Annotated in this window: 14 protein-coding genes and 1 pseudogene; 11 read left to right on the forward strand and 4 right to left on the reverse strand. The window is 39.6% G+C overall.

Features of this window, described 5'->3' with window-relative positions; all coding sequences use genetic code 11:
- Nucleotides 1-6: 6 nt before the first annotated feature.
- Entirely contained in the window at nucleotides 7-207 is a 201-nt protein-coding gene (locus H9631_RS08180) for a cysteine-rich CWC family protein (protein WP_191811669.1), read from the reverse strand.
- A 100-nt stretch (nucleotides 208-307) separates the two neighbouring features.
- Here H9631_RS08180 and H9631_RS08185 point away from each other — a divergent pair, with 100 nt between their 5' ends.
- Nucleotides 308-598, forward strand: coding sequence for a DUF5316 family protein (locus tag H9631_RS08185; protein ID WP_191811671.1), 291 nt, complete (start codon nucleotides 308-310; stop codon nucleotides 596-598).
- Between the two features lie 60 nt (nucleotides 599-658).
- On the opposite strand, the pseudogene H9631_RS22315 reads toward H9631_RS08185, so the two are convergent.
- Together H9631_RS22315 and H9631_RS08190 are read right to left on the reverse strand one after the other, a co-directional pair.
- Nucleotides 659-974, reverse strand: a pseudogene (locus tag H9631_RS22315) (hypothetical protein).
- Between the two features lie 139 nt (nucleotides 975-1,113).
- Nucleotides 1,114-2,325 (reverse strand): MFS transporter, encoded by a 1,212-nt coding sequence (locus H9631_RS08190; protein ID WP_191811673.1) that lies wholly within the window; start codon nucleotides 2,323-2,325, stop codon nucleotides 1,114-1,116.
- Nucleotides 2,326-2,448: 123 nt separating this feature from the next.
- On the opposite strand from H9631_RS08190, the gene rlmN reads away from it, so the two are divergent.
- The 8 genes from rlmN (at nucleotide 2,449) to H9631_RS08230 (ending at nucleotide 14,351) form a co-directional block, all read left to right on the forward strand.
- The gene (rlmN, locus tag H9631_RS08195; RefSeq protein ID WP_191811675.1) at nucleotides 2,449-3,516 is read left to right on the forward strand and encodes a 23S rRNA (adenine(2503)-C(2))-methyltransferase RlmN; all 1,068 of its coding nucleotides are present in this window, start codon (nucleotides 2,449-2,451) and stop codon (nucleotides 3,514-3,516) included.
- Between the two features lie 93 nt (nucleotides 3,517-3,609).
- Nucleotides 3,610-5,166 carry an NAD(P)H-hydrate dehydratase gene (locus tag H9631_RS08200; RefSeq protein ID WP_191811677.1) on the forward strand — a complete coding sequence of 519 codons (1,557 nt, stop codon included), beginning with the start codon at nucleotides 3,610-3,612 and terminating at the stop codon, nucleotides 5,164-5,166.
- A gap of 390 nt (nucleotides 5,167-5,556) precedes the next feature.
- A complete protein-coding gene (locus H9631_RS08205; RefSeq protein ID WP_318246786.1) occupies nucleotides 5,557-6,957 on the forward strand; it encodes a sigma-54 interaction domain-containing protein in 1,401 nt (466 codons plus the stop codon).
- A 264-nt stretch (nucleotides 6,958-7,221) separates the two neighbouring features.
- Nucleotides 7,222-8,721: an aminotransferase class I/II-fold pyridoxal phosphate-dependent enzyme gene (locus H9631_RS08210; RefSeq protein WP_191811681.1), complete on the forward strand. Its 1,500-nt coding sequence runs from the start codon at nucleotides 7,222-7,224 to the stop codon at nucleotides 8,719-8,721.
- Between the two features lie 133 nt (nucleotides 8,722-8,854).
- The gene (locus H9631_RS08215) at nucleotides 8,855-10,390 is read left to right on the forward strand and encodes an amino acid permease (protein ID WP_225220938.1); all 1,536 of its coding nucleotides are present in this window, start codon (nucleotides 8,855-8,857) and stop codon (nucleotides 10,388-10,390) included.
- A 252-nt stretch (nucleotides 10,391-10,642) separates the two neighbouring features.
- Nucleotides 10,643-12,082 (forward strand): 4-hydroxyphenylacetate 3-monooxygenase, oxygenase component, encoded by a 1,440-nt coding sequence (gene hpaB, locus H9631_RS08220; RefSeq protein WP_191811684.1) that lies wholly within the window; start codon nucleotides 10,643-10,645, stop codon nucleotides 12,080-12,082.
- 390 nt (nucleotides 12,083-12,472) lie between these two features.
- On the forward strand, nucleotides 12,473-12,829 hold the full coding sequence (locus tag H9631_RS08225) for a GNAT family N-acetyltransferase (RefSeq protein ID WP_318246789.1): 357 nt from the start codon (nucleotides 12,473-12,475) through the stop codon (nucleotides 12,827-12,829).
- A gap of 31 nt (nucleotides 12,830-12,860) precedes the next feature.
- Nucleotides 12,861-14,351 carry an aminotransferase class I/II-fold pyridoxal phosphate-dependent enzyme gene (locus H9631_RS08230; RefSeq protein WP_191811686.1) on the forward strand — a complete coding sequence of 497 codons (1,491 nt, stop codon included), beginning with the start codon at nucleotides 12,861-12,863 and terminating at the stop codon, nucleotides 14,349-14,351.
- A 221-nt stretch (nucleotides 14,352-14,572) separates the two neighbouring features.
- Here H9631_RS08230 and H9631_RS08235 read toward each other — a convergent pair whose 3' ends face one another.
- On the reverse strand, nucleotides 14,573-15,448 hold the full coding sequence (locus H9631_RS08235) for a DMT family transporter (protein WP_191811688.1): 876 nt from the start codon (nucleotides 15,446-15,448) through the stop codon (nucleotides 14,573-14,575).
- A 914-nt stretch (nucleotides 15,449-16,362) separates the two neighbouring features.
- On the opposite strand from H9631_RS08235, the gene H9631_RS08240 reads away from it, so the two are divergent.
- Complete coding sequence (locus H9631_RS08240; RefSeq protein ID WP_191811690.1) at nucleotides 16,363-16,995, forward strand: phosphatase PAP2 family protein; 633 nt, start codon at nucleotides 16,363-16,365, stop codon at nucleotides 16,993-16,995.
- 717 nt (nucleotides 16,996-17,712) lie between these two features.
- Nucleotides 17,713-18,201: a MepB family protein gene (locus tag H9631_RS08245; RefSeq protein ID WP_191811691.1), complete on the forward strand. Its 489-nt coding sequence runs from the start codon at nucleotides 17,713-17,715 to the stop codon at nucleotides 18,199-18,201.
- Nucleotides 18,202-18,499: the final 298 nt, after the last annotated feature.

Genomic DNA, 18,499 nt, shown 5'->3' on the forward strand with positions numbered 1-18,499 from the left:
GTAAACCTAAAATGCACTATTCTTAAATTTTTCTAAGCATTTTTTGCAAATACAAGTCTTAAATAAATATTCTTGAGGAACTTGTTCAAAAATTTCTTTTGGAAATGCCTCTTCACTGCACCAGCAAATGCCAAGTTTTTTGTTCTGGGAGTAACAGCATTTGTTAAGGTGACCACAAATAGGACATTCTTCATCTTTACTTTTCAAAGCTTACCACCACCAAGTAGTTATTGTTCAGGACGATTATATTTTAGTTGAAACATAGCGGCCCTGCAAACGTATATAAAATACAAAGGGAGGGATCATATTGAAATACTTCTTGACGGGAATTCTTCTGTCCGCTATTTTAACGGTGATCGGTTTATCTGTTTGGGGGATGAATATGGCTGTTAATTTTACCGGAGGAATCGGGCTGCTTCTCCTCATCTTAAGCATGATTATATTAGGGGCAACGGTAAGCGGTGACCGGATGCGAGCCAACTTTGCTTCTGAATCAATGGAAGAAAGGCATAGAAGAACGACTGTAAGTATGAGATTGTTCTTAATGGGATTACCTAATCTAGTTGTGTCCGGGTGTCTCTTTTATTATTTTAGCTAAATACCTTCTAATAATTTACCAAAGTTCGAAGTTAAAAAAGAAGTGGCATCAGATACCACTTTATTCAAATACAACCATTTCTCCGACTTCTCTAAACCCAAAGCGCTTATAGATATTGATTCCATCATCAGAAGCTTGTAAAACAACTGGTTTTTGTTTATCCTTTGTTTGATTTAGAAGGAATTAAAACATTTCACTCACATAACCTTTATCTCTATTGATATTTGGAGATTTCGGCAATAATACATTGAATGTATCAGTCGGAATTTTTGTGTTCGCTATGACGAAATCTTCTTCATTTGTAAGTTCTCCACTAAGTATATCTTTTTAATTTTTCTTCAAAATTGTTTATAACTAATTCTTGATCTGTCATCATGTTTTTGCACCTTCCAATTTAATCCAGCGCGCTTTTTTTATGTTAGTCGAATCACCTATAAACAACTGAGTTCACGGGATTTATATCCTCCCAAAATCTTCAGAATTCTTCGCTATTTTTTGTGACAGTTATGTTTTAGTTATCTGCTTTTCTCAGTCCATTTCAACCAAATTCCTCCAATTGAGATGGCAGCTGCCAACAGCCCAAACGGCAAAATGTATCCATTGGTCCAATCGACTAATAAACCGAACAGTGCAGGAGAAGCTACAATGAAAAATTGGTTTAAGGTTAGGGCAAAGCTGACTGTCAGTCCAATAAAACGATGGTCAGATCTTTCAGCAATCATGACAATGAATAAGCTATACCAGCCAATCCCTAGGAATCCAAAAAAGAAACAAAGCAAGCCGACTGCCCATAATGACAGATGAGTGGACGAAAGGAGCAGTATGATAATAATGAAAACTGTTAACCAAATCGTCATTTGCAGTGGTTTGCTTCGGTTTCCCTGAAAAAGGTTGTCGCTGATCCATGCAAGTATCACCCTCCCAAACATCCCGCCAACCAAGGCAAGGCTTAACAGAGAACCAGCCAGACCAAGGTTCATATGAAAGGCATCCTTTAAGAAGCCAATTAAGTGAGTAACAATAATAAGTTGTACAGAAACCATCGTGATGCCAATGAAAAATACAGGATATAACTGAGAATTGTTTTTTATACGGACCAATTTTTCTTTGAAAGAATATTGTTTTGTCTGTTGTTCATCTATTCCCGAATTTTTATATATGAAAAGGAAAATCAGTCCACCTGCCATTGCTACAATAGCTTGCAGTAATATGGCAGAGTCCAGACCGAAATGATGGAAAAAGAAAGGCAGTGATGCCGCTGCCGCCGCTCCGCCAATCGGTATCCCAGTCTGCCGGATACCCATGGCAAGTCCGCGCTGCTTTCCAGGAAACCATTTGACGATTGCGCTACTGCCTCCAGGCTGTGCGGTTCCATACCAAATACCCACAAAAACCAGATTGATCAATAAAACTATGTAACTATCAATTGAATAGGCAATAAACGTGTTGAGACCCAGCAAAATGGAACCTAATCCCACCACCCATCTTTCACCATATCTATCCATTAAATCCCCAAAAATTATCATGGAAAAAATCGGCCCGATATTAACTGCTGAAACAATTAACCCAGTTTCAAATTGAGTAAGATTGAATGCTTGTTGGTAAAAGGCAGCCATCGGTCCCATTCCAAAGATAACAAAAGAGGCACAGGTTTGGGAAAACGTGGCAACTATCAAAATAAGCCACTTATAATGTACTCCATTACCCTTCATACCCAAATCGCCCATTATGTAACACCTCTGAAATATATATTTTTATGTTCAATCACTCGAGTAGAAATAGGTTGTTTCCTTATTTCTATGCTAGTATTATAATAACAGCATGGATTTATTTGAAAAGAGGGTTTTCAATTGAAGAAATCAATATATGGCTTAACAATAGATCAACTGACAGACTGGCTTGTCGAGCACGGACAGAAAAAATTCCGCGCACAACAAGTGTGGGACTGGTTATATACAAAGAGAGTTGACAGTTTTTCTGAGATGAAGAACGTTAATAAAGACTGTTTAGAGTTGTTGGATGAACATTTTTCCATTCAAGTACTCAAACAGGCAGTAAAGCAGGAATCCCAAGATGGGACAATTAAATTTTTATTTGAGCTAGAAGATGGCAACCTGATTGAGACTGTTTTAATGAGCTTTCATTATGGACTATCCGTTTGTGTCACAACACAAGTCGGCTGTAACATCGGCTGCAGCTTCTGCGCCAGCGGACTTTTGAAGAAAAACCGTGACCTGAACAGTGGCGAGATTGTTGGCCAAATTATGCAGGTACAAAAATTCCTTGATGGACGCGGTAAAGATGAGCGAGTGAGCCATATTGTTGTAATGGGAATTGGTGAACCATTTGACAATTATACAAACCTCATGAACTTCCTGAGGGTCGTTAACGATCCAAAAGGACTGGCCATCGGGGCAAGGCATATAACTGTCTCTACAAGCGGACTTGCGCATAAAATTTATGACTTTGCGGATGAGAATTTACAAGTTAATCTTGCTTTATCTTTGCATGCTCCTAACGACGAGCTCCGTACACAGATTATGAAAATCAACAGGGCTTTTCCAATAGCCAAGCTGATGGAGGCACTGGATTATTATTTAGATAAAAGCAATCGAAGGGTCACAATCGAGTATATTTTATTAAAGGATGTTAACGACCATGAAAAAGAAGCTTTGGAATTGGCCAAGCTTCTTGAAAAAAGAAGGCATCTTGCATACGTGAATCTAATACCATATAATCCAGTCGACGAGCATGGCCAGTATCAACGAAGTGAGACAGAATCTATTCGTATATTCTTTGATACGCTAAAGAAAAAAGGAATACATTGCGGCGTCAGAATGGAGCAGGGTACTGATATAGATGCGGCATGCGGTCAATTAAGAAGTAAACAAATCAAAAAAAGAAAATCAGCAGTTTAACATTTGGAAAAAGCGGATGGTCATGAGATCATTCGTTTTTTCTAGTGCAGGATTGTTCTCAAATTGAATGCCATTAATTAGGGAGGAATGGATATGTTTGCAGCTGGCAAAAAAGACATGCAGCAAATGGATCAATATACGATAACTAGAATAGGACTTCCCGGTGTTGTATTAATGGAGAATGCCGGTGCCAAAGTAGTACAAGAAATCACCAATCAGCTTCCTTCTGAAAATCCGAAAATAGTAGTAGTAGCCGGATCAGGGAATAATGGGGGAGACGGATTTGTTATAGCTCGGCGGCTGTATGATGAAGGATATGATTGTCTCCTTTGCCTTGCTAGTGATCCCAAACGGATTAAAGGGGATGCAAAGATTCATTTTGATGTTTATTTGAACAGAGGACTCCCGATTCAGTACATTCATGAAAATCCAAAAAAAGACCTTCCTGAAATACTGGAGCGGGCAAATATAATTGTTGATGCTATTCTGGGTACAGGCATGAGCGGACTTGTCATGCAGCCTTACGATGAAATCATCTCCATGATCAACACAGTCGCACAAGAAAAAATGGTTATTGCCGTAGATGTTCCTTCAGGTTTAAATAGTGATAGCGGCAAAGCGGAAGGGCCAGCAATCAATGCCGATCAAACGATTACGTTTGTTTACCCGAAAAAGGGGTTCTTTTTGCAGGATGGCCCTATACATGTTGGAAGTTGGAAGGCTGTCGATATCTCTGTTCCACCTTCCTCTGCCAAGGACATTGAATTGAGCATGCCATCAGTAATCTCGAAAGCGCTTGTAAAGTCTCTAGTACCGAAAAGACCCATCAATGGACATAAGGGAACATTTGGGCATGTCCTGGTACTCGGAGGATCGCGTCAATATGTTGGTGCCCCGCTGTTTACAACCAAAAGCGCACTACTTTCAGGAACAGGGCTTGTTACATTGGCGATTCCGGAGAATATCTATCCAATCGCAGCTGCACAAGTGCCAGTAGCCTTGTTCTCCCCTCTTTCAGAAACGGACGGACATTTTTCTGAACGTTCCATTCACGAGATTACATCCAAGCTGCAGGAATTTGATGTGATCGCAGTCGGTCCGGGGATGAGTCGATTTCCAGAAGGTGAAAAATGGATGGAAACATTATTTCAATCAGCTACAGGACAAACGATTGTCATTGATGCTGACGCCCTGTATTTGTCCCGAAATCATTTGCAATTACTGAAAAGCTATAAAGGCGATATCGTTTTTACACCTCATCCAGGAGAGATGGCAGGTTTATTGAACATGACAGTAATGGAAGTAGAAAAAGAACGCATGGAACATGCCAAAAGATTTGCACAAAAGTATGGTATTCATTTATTGTTAAAAGGCCATCGCTCCATTATTGCGTCACCAGAGGGAGAAATTTTTATTAACCCGGCTGGTCATGATGCTCTTGGTAAGGGAGGTAGCGGCGATGTACTGACTGGTTTAATTGCGTCGTTCATCGCGCAGGGGGCCCAGTCTTTAGACGCCATGATCGCAGCAAGTTATTTACATGCAAAAGCTGGAGAGGAGAAGGCCAAAGAATATTCCCATTATGGAGTGGCTGCTCCTGATTTGATTGAAGGCGTTCGTGAAATATTGAATAGGCTTGTGTATTGTTAGGGGAAAGTAAATATTATTTTGAGTTTTTTATCTTTCCTTCCTTATAGTGTTGATACTATCGGATTATTTTCAATCTGATGATTGGCAATGGAAAGAAAATTTTTTTTGGGGTTTTTGACCCTTCAATAAAGTGGCTTTTAAAAGGACGGCGGACTGGTGACATAGAACGCTCCCCCGGGAGTTGAGATTGACTCAAAAATCAATTCTGTTTTTGAAAAATAACGCTTCATTATCTGGCAAAAAATCAATATCATGCAGTTTTTCGTTTCATCGTACATTCTTATATAATCACAAAGTGCCGAAATTCAGGCGCATGCTTGACGAAATTTCGGCACATCTTATTTATAAAATAATAATGGTTTTACGGCAAAGGAGATGATTTCCCTGCTATTGAACTTAACAGACACGAAGGATAAGGAAATTCTCCATTCGATTTTAAGTACAATTGATGAAGGAATACATGCTGTTGACGCAAAAGGAGTAACCATTTTTTATAACCATGTTGCAGCCAAGCTCGATGGGGTGGAGGGAGAAGAGGTACTTGGTAAGCATGTGCTGGATGTATTCCCTTCCTTGACAGTTGAAACCAGTACATTACTGAAAGTCATCCATACAAAGCAGCCCATCCATAACCAGCATCAATCCTATCACAATATACGAGGTGTGTTGATCGATACGGTTAATACAACCCTTCCAATCATGGTGAATGGAGAAATAGTTGGAGCTGTAGAAATTGCTAAAGATCTTACTAAAATCAAGCAATTGTCAGAAAAATTGCTTGATTTACAAGCTAAAGTGGAACCCGGCATCAGCCAACCGCATCCTGCAAAAGGAGAGTCAGGAGCAAAGTATCAATTAATAGACATTATCACGAATGACCTTTCTTTTAAACAATTGAAAGAAAAAGCTGCGAAAGTCGCTCAAACATCATCTCCCATCTTGGTTTATGGGGAAACAGGAACCGGGAAGGAATTGTTTGTTCAAGCGATTCATAATGCATCGCCTCGCAGATCTGCACCTTTCATTGCACAAAATTGTGCGGCAATCCCGTCATCACTTTTGGAAGGGATCCTGTTTGGAACATCAAAAGGCAGCTATACAGGAGCTACAGATCGCCCTGGGTTGTTTGAAATTGCTAATGGAGGAACACTGTTTCTTGATGAAATCAACTCTATGCCACTTGATATCCAGGCAAAGCTGTTAAGGGTTCTTGAAAACGGACTCATCCGCAGAGTGGGAGGAACGAAAGAGAATCCTGTTAATGTTAGGATTATAGCAGCCATGAATGAACCGGCAGAAAAATGTATAGAGGAAAAAACATTGCGGTCAGACCTGTATTTCCGCTTGAATGTTGTTAATTTAAACATTCCTCCGCTCAGAGAAAGAAAAGGCGATATTGCTTTACTCGCAGAGCATTTTATCCGCAAATATAATTTTCAATTCGGCAAACTGGTTACACAAATCAGTGATGACGTTTTGGATTTGTTCCAGGACTATTCTTGGCCAGGCAATGTCCGGGAGCTGGAGCATGCTATTGAATCGGCTATGAACATCATGGATGGACACACAATTTCAATAGAGCATGTCCCGCAGCATATTGCAGGCAGTGGAGGAACATCTAATCGCGTTCACCTTAAACCACTGAGGGAAGCTTTGATGGAAACGGAAAGAAATCTGATTACTGAAGCGTTAAGAAAAACCGACGGGAATATACAGCAAGCCGCAAAATTATTGAATATTCCTCGACAAACTCTTCAATACAAGCTGACAAAAATAAATGCCGAAAATTAAACCGCCGAATATTCGGCGGTTTTTTACATATATCTACGGATCGCTTCAATCTGCTCTTGAATGAAATACCTCTGATCTGATAAGGTTTACACCGCTTTATTTAAAATTTTCTTGCCTTGGCACAAAACTTGCAATATATTTAACTGAGCTCCACGAAAAAAGTAAACATGTGATCTGGTAGCTTTGTAAACGGTGTCACATTCTTCTTTTTATATGGATTCTCTTAACTAAGAAAAGATAGAAAGATTGGGAGGAGAAGCTGTTATGAGTATAGACATTACGCAAGTTGAAAAATTAATGAACAAAAAAACAAACCATTCCAAAGCTCCGCTTTATGAGGCGCTTTGTCAATATGAGGAAAGCAATCGAACATCCATGCACGTTCCTGGCCATAAGGACGGAAGAGTCTTTGACCAAAAAGGATATGATCACTTTTACGATGTTTTAAAAATAGATGCGACTGAATCTGTAGGAATTGACGACCTGCATCATCCAACTGATTTTATTGCTGATGCTCAAGCTCTAGCTGCAGAGGCATTCGGTTCTGATCATACTTTTTTCCTAGTTGGAGGCAGCACGGTTGGAAATATTGGGGCAGCCCTTACATTATGCGGACCTGGAGACAAGATCCTTGTTCAGCGTAATATGCACAAATCGGTATTCCATGGATTGCTGTTGGCTGGTGCTCATCCAATTTATATTGCTCCGGCTATTGAATCAACAACCAAAGCAGCTATGGTTTCAGATATCTATTATATTCAAGAGGCATTGAAACTTCATCCGGATGCAAAAGCGGTCTGGATTACAAATCCCAATTACTATGGCATGAGCCAAGATGTTTCACGTTTAGCTGAAACTTGTCATCAAGCAGGGGTTCCATTAATCGTTGACGAAGCACACGGTGCCCATTTCGGGCACTCGGATTCAGTTCCGCCATCCGCACTTTCTCAAGGGGCTGATCTTGTTGTTCAATCCACACATAAAATGCTGACAGCCATGACAATGGCATCCATGCTTCATGTGAAAGGGGATTTGATTAACCGTGAGCGATTGGCACAAATACTCGGTATGATCCAATCGACCAGCCCTTCTTATCCATTACTTGCATCATTGGACCTTGCCAGAAGATATTTAGTTGAAAAGGGAAGGGACGAACTGAAAAAAACTGTAGAATTAGTTGAAAAAAGAAGAGTCCAGATGGCCAAAGAACTAGAGATGCTTACGATTTGGGAAGGAAGCGTGGAAGTTCATAGAAGAGATCCATTAAAATGGATTATTTCCTGCAAGGATGAAGCAGTAACTGGATACCAATTACTTGATCTATTCTATGCAGAGGGATGTACAGCAGAAATAAGCGATCCCCGCAATATCGTTTTCTTATTTTCATTGAATGAAAAAGAAGACGATATTGAAAAAGTGGTGAAAGCAATCAAATCGATCGACAAAAAGCTGAATCAGATGAAGTTCACCCGTCAGGAGACAAAAGAGATTGTTCTTTTTGCTGAGGAAGGAACCCTTCAAAAGCCGGCTTTATCCTTGGGTACAGCTTTTCATAAGCCACGCCATCGCATGAATCTAGAGGATGCAGTAGGTTTATACTGCGCGGAGACTGTTCTTCCGTATCCACCTGGAATTCCACTTTTGACACCAGGGGAAGAAATAACTCAAACCCATGTCGATACAATTAAACAGCTCCATGAAATGGGCGCTTATTTCCAAAGCCCATCAGATGACACTATGAAAACACTCTACGTCATAAAATAGTCGCTTATCAAGCCCAGCCGCGACTAGATTAAAGCGGCTGGGTTCTTTTGAAATAATATAAGAAAGTTGAATGCGAGGATTCAAACAACAAATATTGGTTGGTAGACAGTCATAAAAGGAGGAAATTATCTGTATGTCAAACAATGCCGCCCAACAAACCTATATTGCAGAAAATGAGACAAGAAGCGTGGATGCGGCTCAGCCTGCTCAAGAATTGAAAAGGAATTTAAAGTCAAGACACTTAACGATGATCGCCCTTGGCGGTACAATTGGAACCGGTTTATTTTTAGCCAGTGGAACGGCTATTCATACTGCCGGTCCTGGAGGTGCACTTCTAGCCTATGGGGCTATTGGGATCATGGTTTATTTCGTTATGGTCAGTCTTGCGGAAATGTCCGCTTTCATGCCAGTAGCCGGTTCCTTCAGCACCTATGGTACCCGTTTTGTCGATCCGGCTTTAGGTTTCGCTCTAGGATGGAACTATTGGTATAATTGGGCCATTACAATTGCGTCTGAATTGGCAGCGGTTACTTTAATTATGAAATTCTGGTTTCCAAACAGTCCTTCCTTCATATGGAGCGGCCTGTGTTTAGCGATTATCTTCTTGTTAAACTATCTTTCTGTCAAAGGTTTCGGGGAATCGGAATATTGGTTTTCCATGATTAAAGTTGTAACCGTTATCGTTTTCTTGATTGTCGGAGTCCTGATGATTTTTGGCATAATGGGTGGAGAGTTTATTGGATTTAAGAACTTTAATATTGGCGAAGGGCCATTTAATGGTGGATTCATGACCATTTTGGGTATATTTATGGCTGCGGGCTATTCTTTCCAAGGGACAGAACTATTTGGTGTTGCAGCTGGGGAAACCGACAATCCTGCCAAGTCCATTCCAAAAGCTGTGCGTTCGGTTTTCTGGCGGATTCTTTTGTTTTATATTTTCGCCATCTTAGTCATCAGCTTGATTATTCCATATACAACAGAAAGTTTGACTAGTGAGGATGTAACCGTAAGCCCTTTCACACTAGTTTTTGATCAGGCAGGCATTGCTTTTGCGGCATCTGTCATGAATGCAATCATCTTAACCTCTGTCATGTCTGCCGGGAGCTCTGGACTGTATGCCTCCACTCGGATGTTATGGGATTTGGCACGAGAAGGAAAAGCACCAAGGTTTTTTGGTCAGCTTGACAAAAGAGGAGTGCCTGTCCGTGCTTTGGTTGCTACCTCATTGGTTGGCTGTCTCGCATTCCTTGCCTCCTTTTTTGGCGATGGAGCAGTCTATATTTGGCTGCTAAACGCCTCTGGAATGTCCGGTTTTATTGCATGGGTAGGAATCTCACTCAGCCATTATCGTTTTCGCCGTGCGTATATTGCGCAGGGAAGAAGCCTGGACGACCTTCCATATAGAGCTAAATGGTTCCCATTTGGACCTTTATTTGCCCTGGCTCTTTGCATTTTAGTCATCCTTGGTCAAAACTACAGTGCTTTTACAAGCGGTTCCATCGACTGGAACGGTGCGCTTGTCTCCTATATTGGACTTCCTTTGTTCATAGCCATCTGGCTAGGTTATAAAATCATGAATAAAACAAAGGTTGTGCCTTTAAAGGAATGTGACTTTAGCATAGTTAAAGAGCCTGCCGCCAATCAACCTAAAGGGGTAAATTTGAAGTAGAACCATCTTTAAATGAAAAAAAGCAATTAAAAATTTCACATTAGAAAAGCGCGAGAAATCAATTATAGAAACATTGATTTCTCGTGCTTTTTAAGATTTCGATCAAGCATCTTTATTGCTGCTCGCACCTGTTTAAATCGAATTTCAAATAAAACTTGATTTTAAAACACAGAATAAACGAATGCGTCAATCAATAAAATGAAAATGAACCGTAAATGATTTGAAATGGAGCCAATTAGAAGGAGTGATCAAATGGGAACTATTACCGGGAGAGATTTTATTGCTCGTTTGAACGGATTGAACACAGAAATTTGGTTTGATGGTCAAAAAGTTAAAGGGCCAATTTCTGAACATCCTGCTTTCAAGGGAGTCATTCAGACCATATCATCACTTTACGATTTGCAAAACGACCCAAAGCTAAAAGATGAAATGACTTTTTCCATTGATGGACAAAAAGAATCGGTTGGACTTTCTTATTTACACCCAAAGACTAGAAAGGATTTAGAAAACAGAAGAAAAATGATCGCTCACTGGGCACGGCATACTCACGGGATGATGGGCAGAAGTCCTGACTATATGAATACAGCCCTTATGAGCTACGCTGTCTCTGCTCCCTCATTAAAAGGAAAAGAGAATTGCTTTCCTGAAAATATCCAATCTTTATATGAAAGAGCTATGACAAAAGACTTATCTTTCACCCACACTTTTATCACCCCGCAAATCAATCGTTCTCAGCTCAATTTAGGCTTTTCAACGGAACCTATTTCAGCCAAAGTGATTGAAAGAAATAACAAAGGACTTGTCATCAAAGGGGCACGCCTTTTGGCGACACAGGGAGGATTTACGGATGAGGTATTAGTATATACCGCCCCAAAATTCTTTTTTGATCCAGACGAAGCCTTTGCCTTTTCTATTCCTTCTGATACAGAAGGACTTAAATTCATATGTAGGGAGTCATTTGTTGGCGGAGATTCTTCTTTCAACTATCCTCTAAGTTCAAAGTATGAGGAAATGGATTCAATTGTTGTATTTGATCATGTGTTGGTTCCCTGGGAGAGGGTGTTTTTTTATGATAATGTCGATGCAGCAACAGATTTTAAGCTCCGAGGCTCTTTTTACCCTTTTGCCTATCACCAAGTGCTTATTAGACAAATAGCCAAAACTGAGTTTATCCTCGGTGTTGCCCAATTAATGGTCGATACTATTAATATTGGAGAATATCAGCATATTCAGGAAAAGCTTTCAGAAATTATTATCGGGCTTGAGACATTGAAAGCTTTACTGGAGAAATCGGAGAAGGATGCGGAATTGGATGAATTTGGAGTGATGCGACCAAGTATGTTGCCATTGCAGGTTGCCGGAAATGTATTTCCAAGGGTGTATCCCCGCTTTTGTGAAATTATCCAATTAATTGGAGCTAGTGGAATGGTAACTTTACCAACGGAACAAGACTTTGAAAGCAATATTGGAAAAGACCTAGAAAAATATCTTCGAGGAGAAAGCAAATCTGCTCCGGATCGTGTAAAGCTGTTTCGGCTGGCGTGGGATCTGACAATGAGCCCGTTTGGAACACGGCAAACTCAGTATGAAAGGTATTTTTTCGGCGATCCGGTCCGTTTATCCAGCTTCTTATACCAAAATTATCCTAAAGATTATTATAGAGATATAATTGAGCAATTCCTAAAGAAATAAATTCTTACAGCAAACTCCTTAATTGACTATATTGATAAATTATAATAATATCGTTTTATATTTATTTGATAAATATATATTTTCCTCTTTGAAAGAGGATTTTTATTTTCTGTTCTCACCTTGAAAACGCATCGACCCAATCTAATGAATGGGAGGAAAAGTATGAGCCGATCAAATAGATACGAACTTCAACAAACAAGACACGAAGATATAGAGGAGATTGTTTGTTGAAGTTTCTAATCTAGTATTTGGACCAGAGATCGCTTTTGTACCTGAGGAATTGGGAAGTCAACTTGACATTTTTCCCAAAGGTCAATTTTGTGTTAAGGATGGGGATCAAGGCAGAATGGTCTCAATCACTCACTTGAGGAAATTACAGACAATAATTTTATCCGCAACCATAATCCTGAAGGCAAAACACTATACGGTTTCGATGTCACTGTTCATCCGGAATACAGAGGACAGGGTTTGGGAAGACTTTTATACGGAGCCCGCAGGCAGGTTTGCCAGACACATCAATTGAAAAATATTATGTTTGGCGGGCGCATCCCGCATTTTCATAAGTATGCTGACAGACTCTCTGTAAGCGAATACATAGAGCGAGTGTCAGAAGGAAAAATTTATGATCCGGTTCTTACATTTCAGTTGAGAAACGGATTTACGGTGAGGGCAATCCTGGAAAATTATCTTCCAGATGATGAGGAATCATTAGCTTACGCAACTTTAATGGAATGGATAAATCATTGATCTAGCAAGAAACGGGGGAATATGTGTAAATATGACAAAAAAATCGATACAAAAATCAAAAAAATTCGACCACTCTAAAGCTCCACTTTATGAAGCACTTTGTTTATACGAAGAAACAAACCACATCTCCATGCACGTGCCGGGACACAAAGACGGACGCGTATTTGACAAAGCCGCTCAACATCACTTTTCCAATATATTAAAAATCGATGCGACTTGTATAAAAGGAATAGATGACCTACACCAGCCCACAGGCTCAATCCTTGAGGCTCAGAGCTTGGCAGCTGATGCGTTTGGAGCTGATCAAACGTTCTTTCTTGTTGGTGGAAGTACAATTGGAAACTTAGCAATTGCACAGACTGTTTGCGGTCCGGGAGACAAAATCCTCGTACAACGGAATATGCATAAGTCGGTATTTAATGGTTTGCTACTTGCTGGCGCCCACCCGATTTACTTAGCCCCAGCCATTGAACCTAATACAATGACGGCAATGGTATCTGACATCCGGTATATTGAAGATGCATTGGCAAAATATCCTGATATAAAAGGGGTATGGGTAACAAACCCCAATTATTATGGGATGAGCCAAGACATTTCGCGGTTGGCAGATTTGTGTCGTCAAGCTGAAGTCCTGCTAATTGTTGATGAGGCGCATGGTGCACATTTCGGCCAAGTTGAAGAGGTCCCGCCTTCCGCCCTTTCAATGGGGGCAAACCTGGTGATCCAATCGACTCATAAGATGCTAACCTCCTTGCACATGTCCTCGATGCTTCATGTAAATGGCGACATAGTGGATCGCAAGCGATTGGCAAGAGTGCTAGGGATGATCCAGTCAACTAGCCCATCGTATCTGCTTCTTGGCTCACTCGATCTCGCAAGAAGATATTTGGTGGAGCAGGGCAGGAATGAGTTAAAAGAAACAGTTCAAAGAGTGGAAAATAGTAGGAAAGAGCTGAAGACAGCGCTTACATCACTAACAATCTGGGCAGGAAGCCCGAAGGTTCATCGCCGTGATCCTCTTAAATGGATCATTGCTGCCAAAGATGGAGCCGCTGTTTCCGGATATCAACTGCATGACCTTTTCTATGATGAGGGGGCTGTTGCAGAAATCAGTGATCCTCGTAATATCGTTTTTTTATTTTCCTTAGATGAAAAAGAGGAAGATATTGATAAAGTAGTGAATGCTATCAAGGCGGTCGATCAACAATTGCAGGAGCCGTCATTCATTCCAGTTGAGCAGAAGGAAATTATCATGTTCGAAGCGGAAGGAACATTATATGAGCCGAAAATAAGCCTGCAAGATGCTTTTAACAAGCAGTACCATAAAGTCAAATTGGATGAATCCATCGGTTCTTACTGCGCTGAAACAGTCCTTCCTTACCCTCCTGGAATCCCGTTATTAAATCCAGGAGAAGAAATAACTAAAAGACATATCGATACAATAAAGGAGCTGTTTGAAATGGGAGCATACTTTCAGAGTCCATCGGATGATTCGATGGAGACTTTAGAAGTAATCAAATAATGGTATGCGGTAGAAAAAAATGTAAAATCAGATGAATTCTGTTATTTAAATGAAGATTTAATCTTTGACAGGATGAGGGCCAGCCGCAGAGATTAGAGATCGCGACTTAACGCGATGCAACGCATAAGAATGTGCAGCGGCTGCCGATTGCCACTGATGGCGGAATGTTTATTTAAAAAGAAACCTTTGGATTTTCCGCAGGTTTCTTTTTTATTACTACTCTACTTTTTTTCCCAGATCACTAACAAAACACCACTCAAAATCAAAATTGAGCCAATCCAAAATGTTACACCTATGCTTTCACCCAACAAAAGCCAGCCAAGTAATGTTCCAACAACGGGTTGAAAGAAGAAAAATATCCCTCCACTTGAAGCGTTGAGCATTTGTAACCCTCGATTCCAAAGTAAAAAGGCAAATGCCGTAGAGACTATACCTAGATACAAGAGTCCTCCCCAAATGATTGGATGAGTCAGTTCAGAAGGATTAATCAGACGTAATCTCGGCAGAACAAAAGGAGTTAACACGATCAACGCTACCAAGATGGAATAGGTGGTTACCACAATTTGTGAATAATCATTCGGCAAGCGCTTTACAAGAACAGACATAAGTGCCCATGTTAAAGCTGCCACAAGAAGCGAAATACCACCGAGTGTATTAGACATATTCAAATCACCAATGCCAACAATAATCAAGACTCCACTTGTCGCTAAGCAAACAGATATTCCTTTTTTCAACGTCAGCTGTTCTTTAAGTATTAACCATGCAAAAACAACCATAAATGCTGGTGTTGAAGAAGTTATAATGGCTCCCATTTGTGCCGTGGATAGCATTGTGCCGGTTTCCTGAGTAACAATTGAAATGGCGTAACCAATAATCCCAATGGCGGTGATTATAATGAAATAACGTTTTTCGATTCGCCAATTTTGTTTTGTTATAAATCCGACCATGAGAAGTGTGACAATAGCCACTAAATATCGCAACCATACAAGTTCTAAGGGAGGTATGACCGATACTAACACTTTAACAACAACATACATGCCTCCCCAAATACTGGAAGCTAAAATTAAATATAAAGAACCTAATAAGGTGTTTTTCATTTTTTGTACCCTCCGTTTTTGTTTAGGTCGAGTGCCCCTAACGGAGAGATGCAGCTACTTCTCTCTATTAGGAGCAGAGAAGTGCAACTGGTACATCGTTTTCAAATAATGGAGCCCAAAGCATGTTTGTTCACCTCCGTCACAATGTAAAATAGTGTATTTTTTACTTTTAACTCCGCTAACTAATACCAACATTCGACATATTTTCTGAAATCCCTTCCTTCTTAACTTCATGTTTCAGTCGGAAAAGATGGCGCTCAAGTCGAGATTGGTGATCGAGACGGAATTAGTACTTGAAGCTTATTCAATCCAATGTCAAGAAAGAGGAGAGGACAATTTGGTTGAGAGACGCCGGAGCTTGCATTTTCCAGTCATAGAAGACGATATTAACCGGCCACTGCCGCCCTCTTTAAAAGCCTTGGATAAACACGGGCAAGTTTATCTTGGGAGTTTTTGCAACTAGGTTAAGAATTGGATTATTGGCAGGTCCCAAAGCTGTAGTGAAACGTCTATGCAAACAGATTATGGGTCAAATTATGTATCCCGTTTTTAGCAATCTGGATTGTATGAAAAACACTTGCGAAAAATGAGGCCCCGAATGAAAGAGAAACGAGACTTTCTTCTACAATTGCTAAATGAACATTTACATCATGATGCAACATGTGACAAACCTGTTGGCAGATTCCTCATAAGGCGGGTCTTAAATGATAAAATTAACATATACAAATTTTAAAAAACATGCTTGAATTAATCATGATAAATAAATCAACCCTAGATTTATTTATCATTTTTTTGCATATGTCACTGATAGGGAGATGAAGAGGGTATTATTCAACCAAAAAGAAATATTGAAAATCATCTATACAAATGGGGTATCATATGAATAAATTTACAAGGTTATTAGGGGTTTATAAATGTTAAATGAAAAACAGCTTAAAAATATCTTATTAACAGCAAGCATTCTTTTTCTCGGCTTTTGCAGCATAGCTATTCTTGTTGGGGCTCAGAAGTTAAACAGGTTTGATCAGGCAATCATTCAATTTATTCAAGGTTTAGAGTTCAAGCAACTTACCTCAGTGATGAAATTTTTTACTCAGATCGGATCGTTTTCAACGATCATGATGATCTTTTTACTTGTTTTGGTTATACTTGCTCTTTATAAAAGTAAACTGAATATGTTTATTTTTGGGATAGTGGTACTTGGAACGCCGTTTATTAATGAGGTGTTAAAGCAGGTATTTCAGCGGAGCCGTCCCTATTTGCACCGCTTAATTGAAATTGGTGGTTACAGTTTCCCGAGTGGACACTCGATGAATGCTGCTTCGCTTTTCGGTGTTCTGGCTTATCTTCTGTGGAAACATGTTCCGGGTAGAGCTGGCCGTACTGCGTTACTCAGTATCAGTAGTTTACTTATTCTTATGATTGGTGTGAGTAGAATTTATTTAGGCGTCCACTATCCGAGTGACGTCATTGCGGGGTATCTCGTAAGCAGCTCTTGGCTGTTAGCTGTCATTTGGGTATTCCACAAATATTTAAGAAAAAAATAATTCCGTGGATATTCATGTTATATATCACCCAATATATAGTGTAGCTATTGTCCGATTTCAGTCATTCGATTTTTATATGTTTTGTGCCACGTTACATTGGAAAAACTTCGAAAATCTTAAAAAGCCAATGGAAGGCTAGATTCGTTAATATCATGCAAAACCCGTCACATCCATGTTCATAGAGCTGTTTTCCAATAGGAAGCAGTGTGTGGATATTGCGGAAATCATTTTTGTAAAAGCCAACTTTCGTTATTACAAATGATTGGTATCGTCCTGTACGGGAAAGTACTGTCTTGTGCTGTCCTGATGTTTTAGAGGATTATACAAAATTTTATTTTTATGACAGATTTACTTGAATTAATACAGGATCGCACTGGCCGGATTTTATTATTCCTTTTGATAGTATTGTATTGTCAATACACTTAGTAGTTAAAATTATATACTATCTGTCAGCAGTATCGACAGTAGCTATATCTGTAGTTTGTTATGTAGCTTTCTTTACTGGAGGTTCTGTGTTATTCAAAAAAAGAAGTAGTTTCTTCGTACAGGATAAACCTGTACGTTCTTTGTTAATATGCCTTCTCTTGACCTTCAATGGTTATATTTAAATGTAGCATTTGAAGAAAGCAACCTTTATGATTTTGCTATCTTTAATTAGTTATTTGTATAATAAGAGTACGGATATTTCCGGTATTTGTGTTGAAGAGAGGTATTAAAATGAAATCTGAAGGTTTGTTCAGGGATATTATGAACGAGGTTGGAAGTATAGATAGCTTTGTCCTGAAACGAGAAGCCCAAAATAGTGAATATGAGGGTTTACTTTTAATAATAAATAAACACGTTTACAGAAGTAGACTTGCTAAATTAACTCCTAAAAAGAAGGGATATTTTGTAGCGTTTTGGGAGAAAGATACTAAGGGAATCAATCAAGCTTATAGCTATGAGAATTCACCAGAGAAATTAATCGTATCCGTTATAGATAACGAGAGGAGGGGGCAATTTATTTTCCCTAAAAAAGCGCTTCTTAAATATGGAATACTGAAAAGTCCCAAGCAGAAGGGGAAAATGGCACTTAGAGTTTATCCGAGTTGGGTAACTGAATTGAATACCAATGCTGCTAAGACTCAAACATGGCAAGTAGAATATTTTATTGATTTATCAGATGCTATCGATGTTGACAAGTTAAAGAAATTGTATTTTTTATAATAAATGATATTAAAGAAGGGTACACGGTTCGCCTACGAAATTATCAATCTTTTTTAAAAAATGCACGCCAGAGAAAAATACTCTCCACCATTTTGATCAACCTTTCTTCAAAATGGTGGAGAGTATTTGGTGTTAAATCAGGAATGAAGGTAACTTTTTAATTTCAATGCTACAGGCGGTTTTTGAGGCCAGGCTTGGCGCATACCACCTTCATACTCATTACCTCTGTCCAGAAACGGCTTATGATACTCATCAAAACTCCCATTTGCATATCATTACGAAGACTGTCGAAACATTA

It is taken from the genome of Bacillus norwichensis, from assembly GCF_014836955.1.
GTDB classification, from domain to species: domain Bacteria; phylum Bacillota; class Bacilli; order Bacillales; family Bacillaceae_C; genus Siminovitchia; species Siminovitchia norwichensis.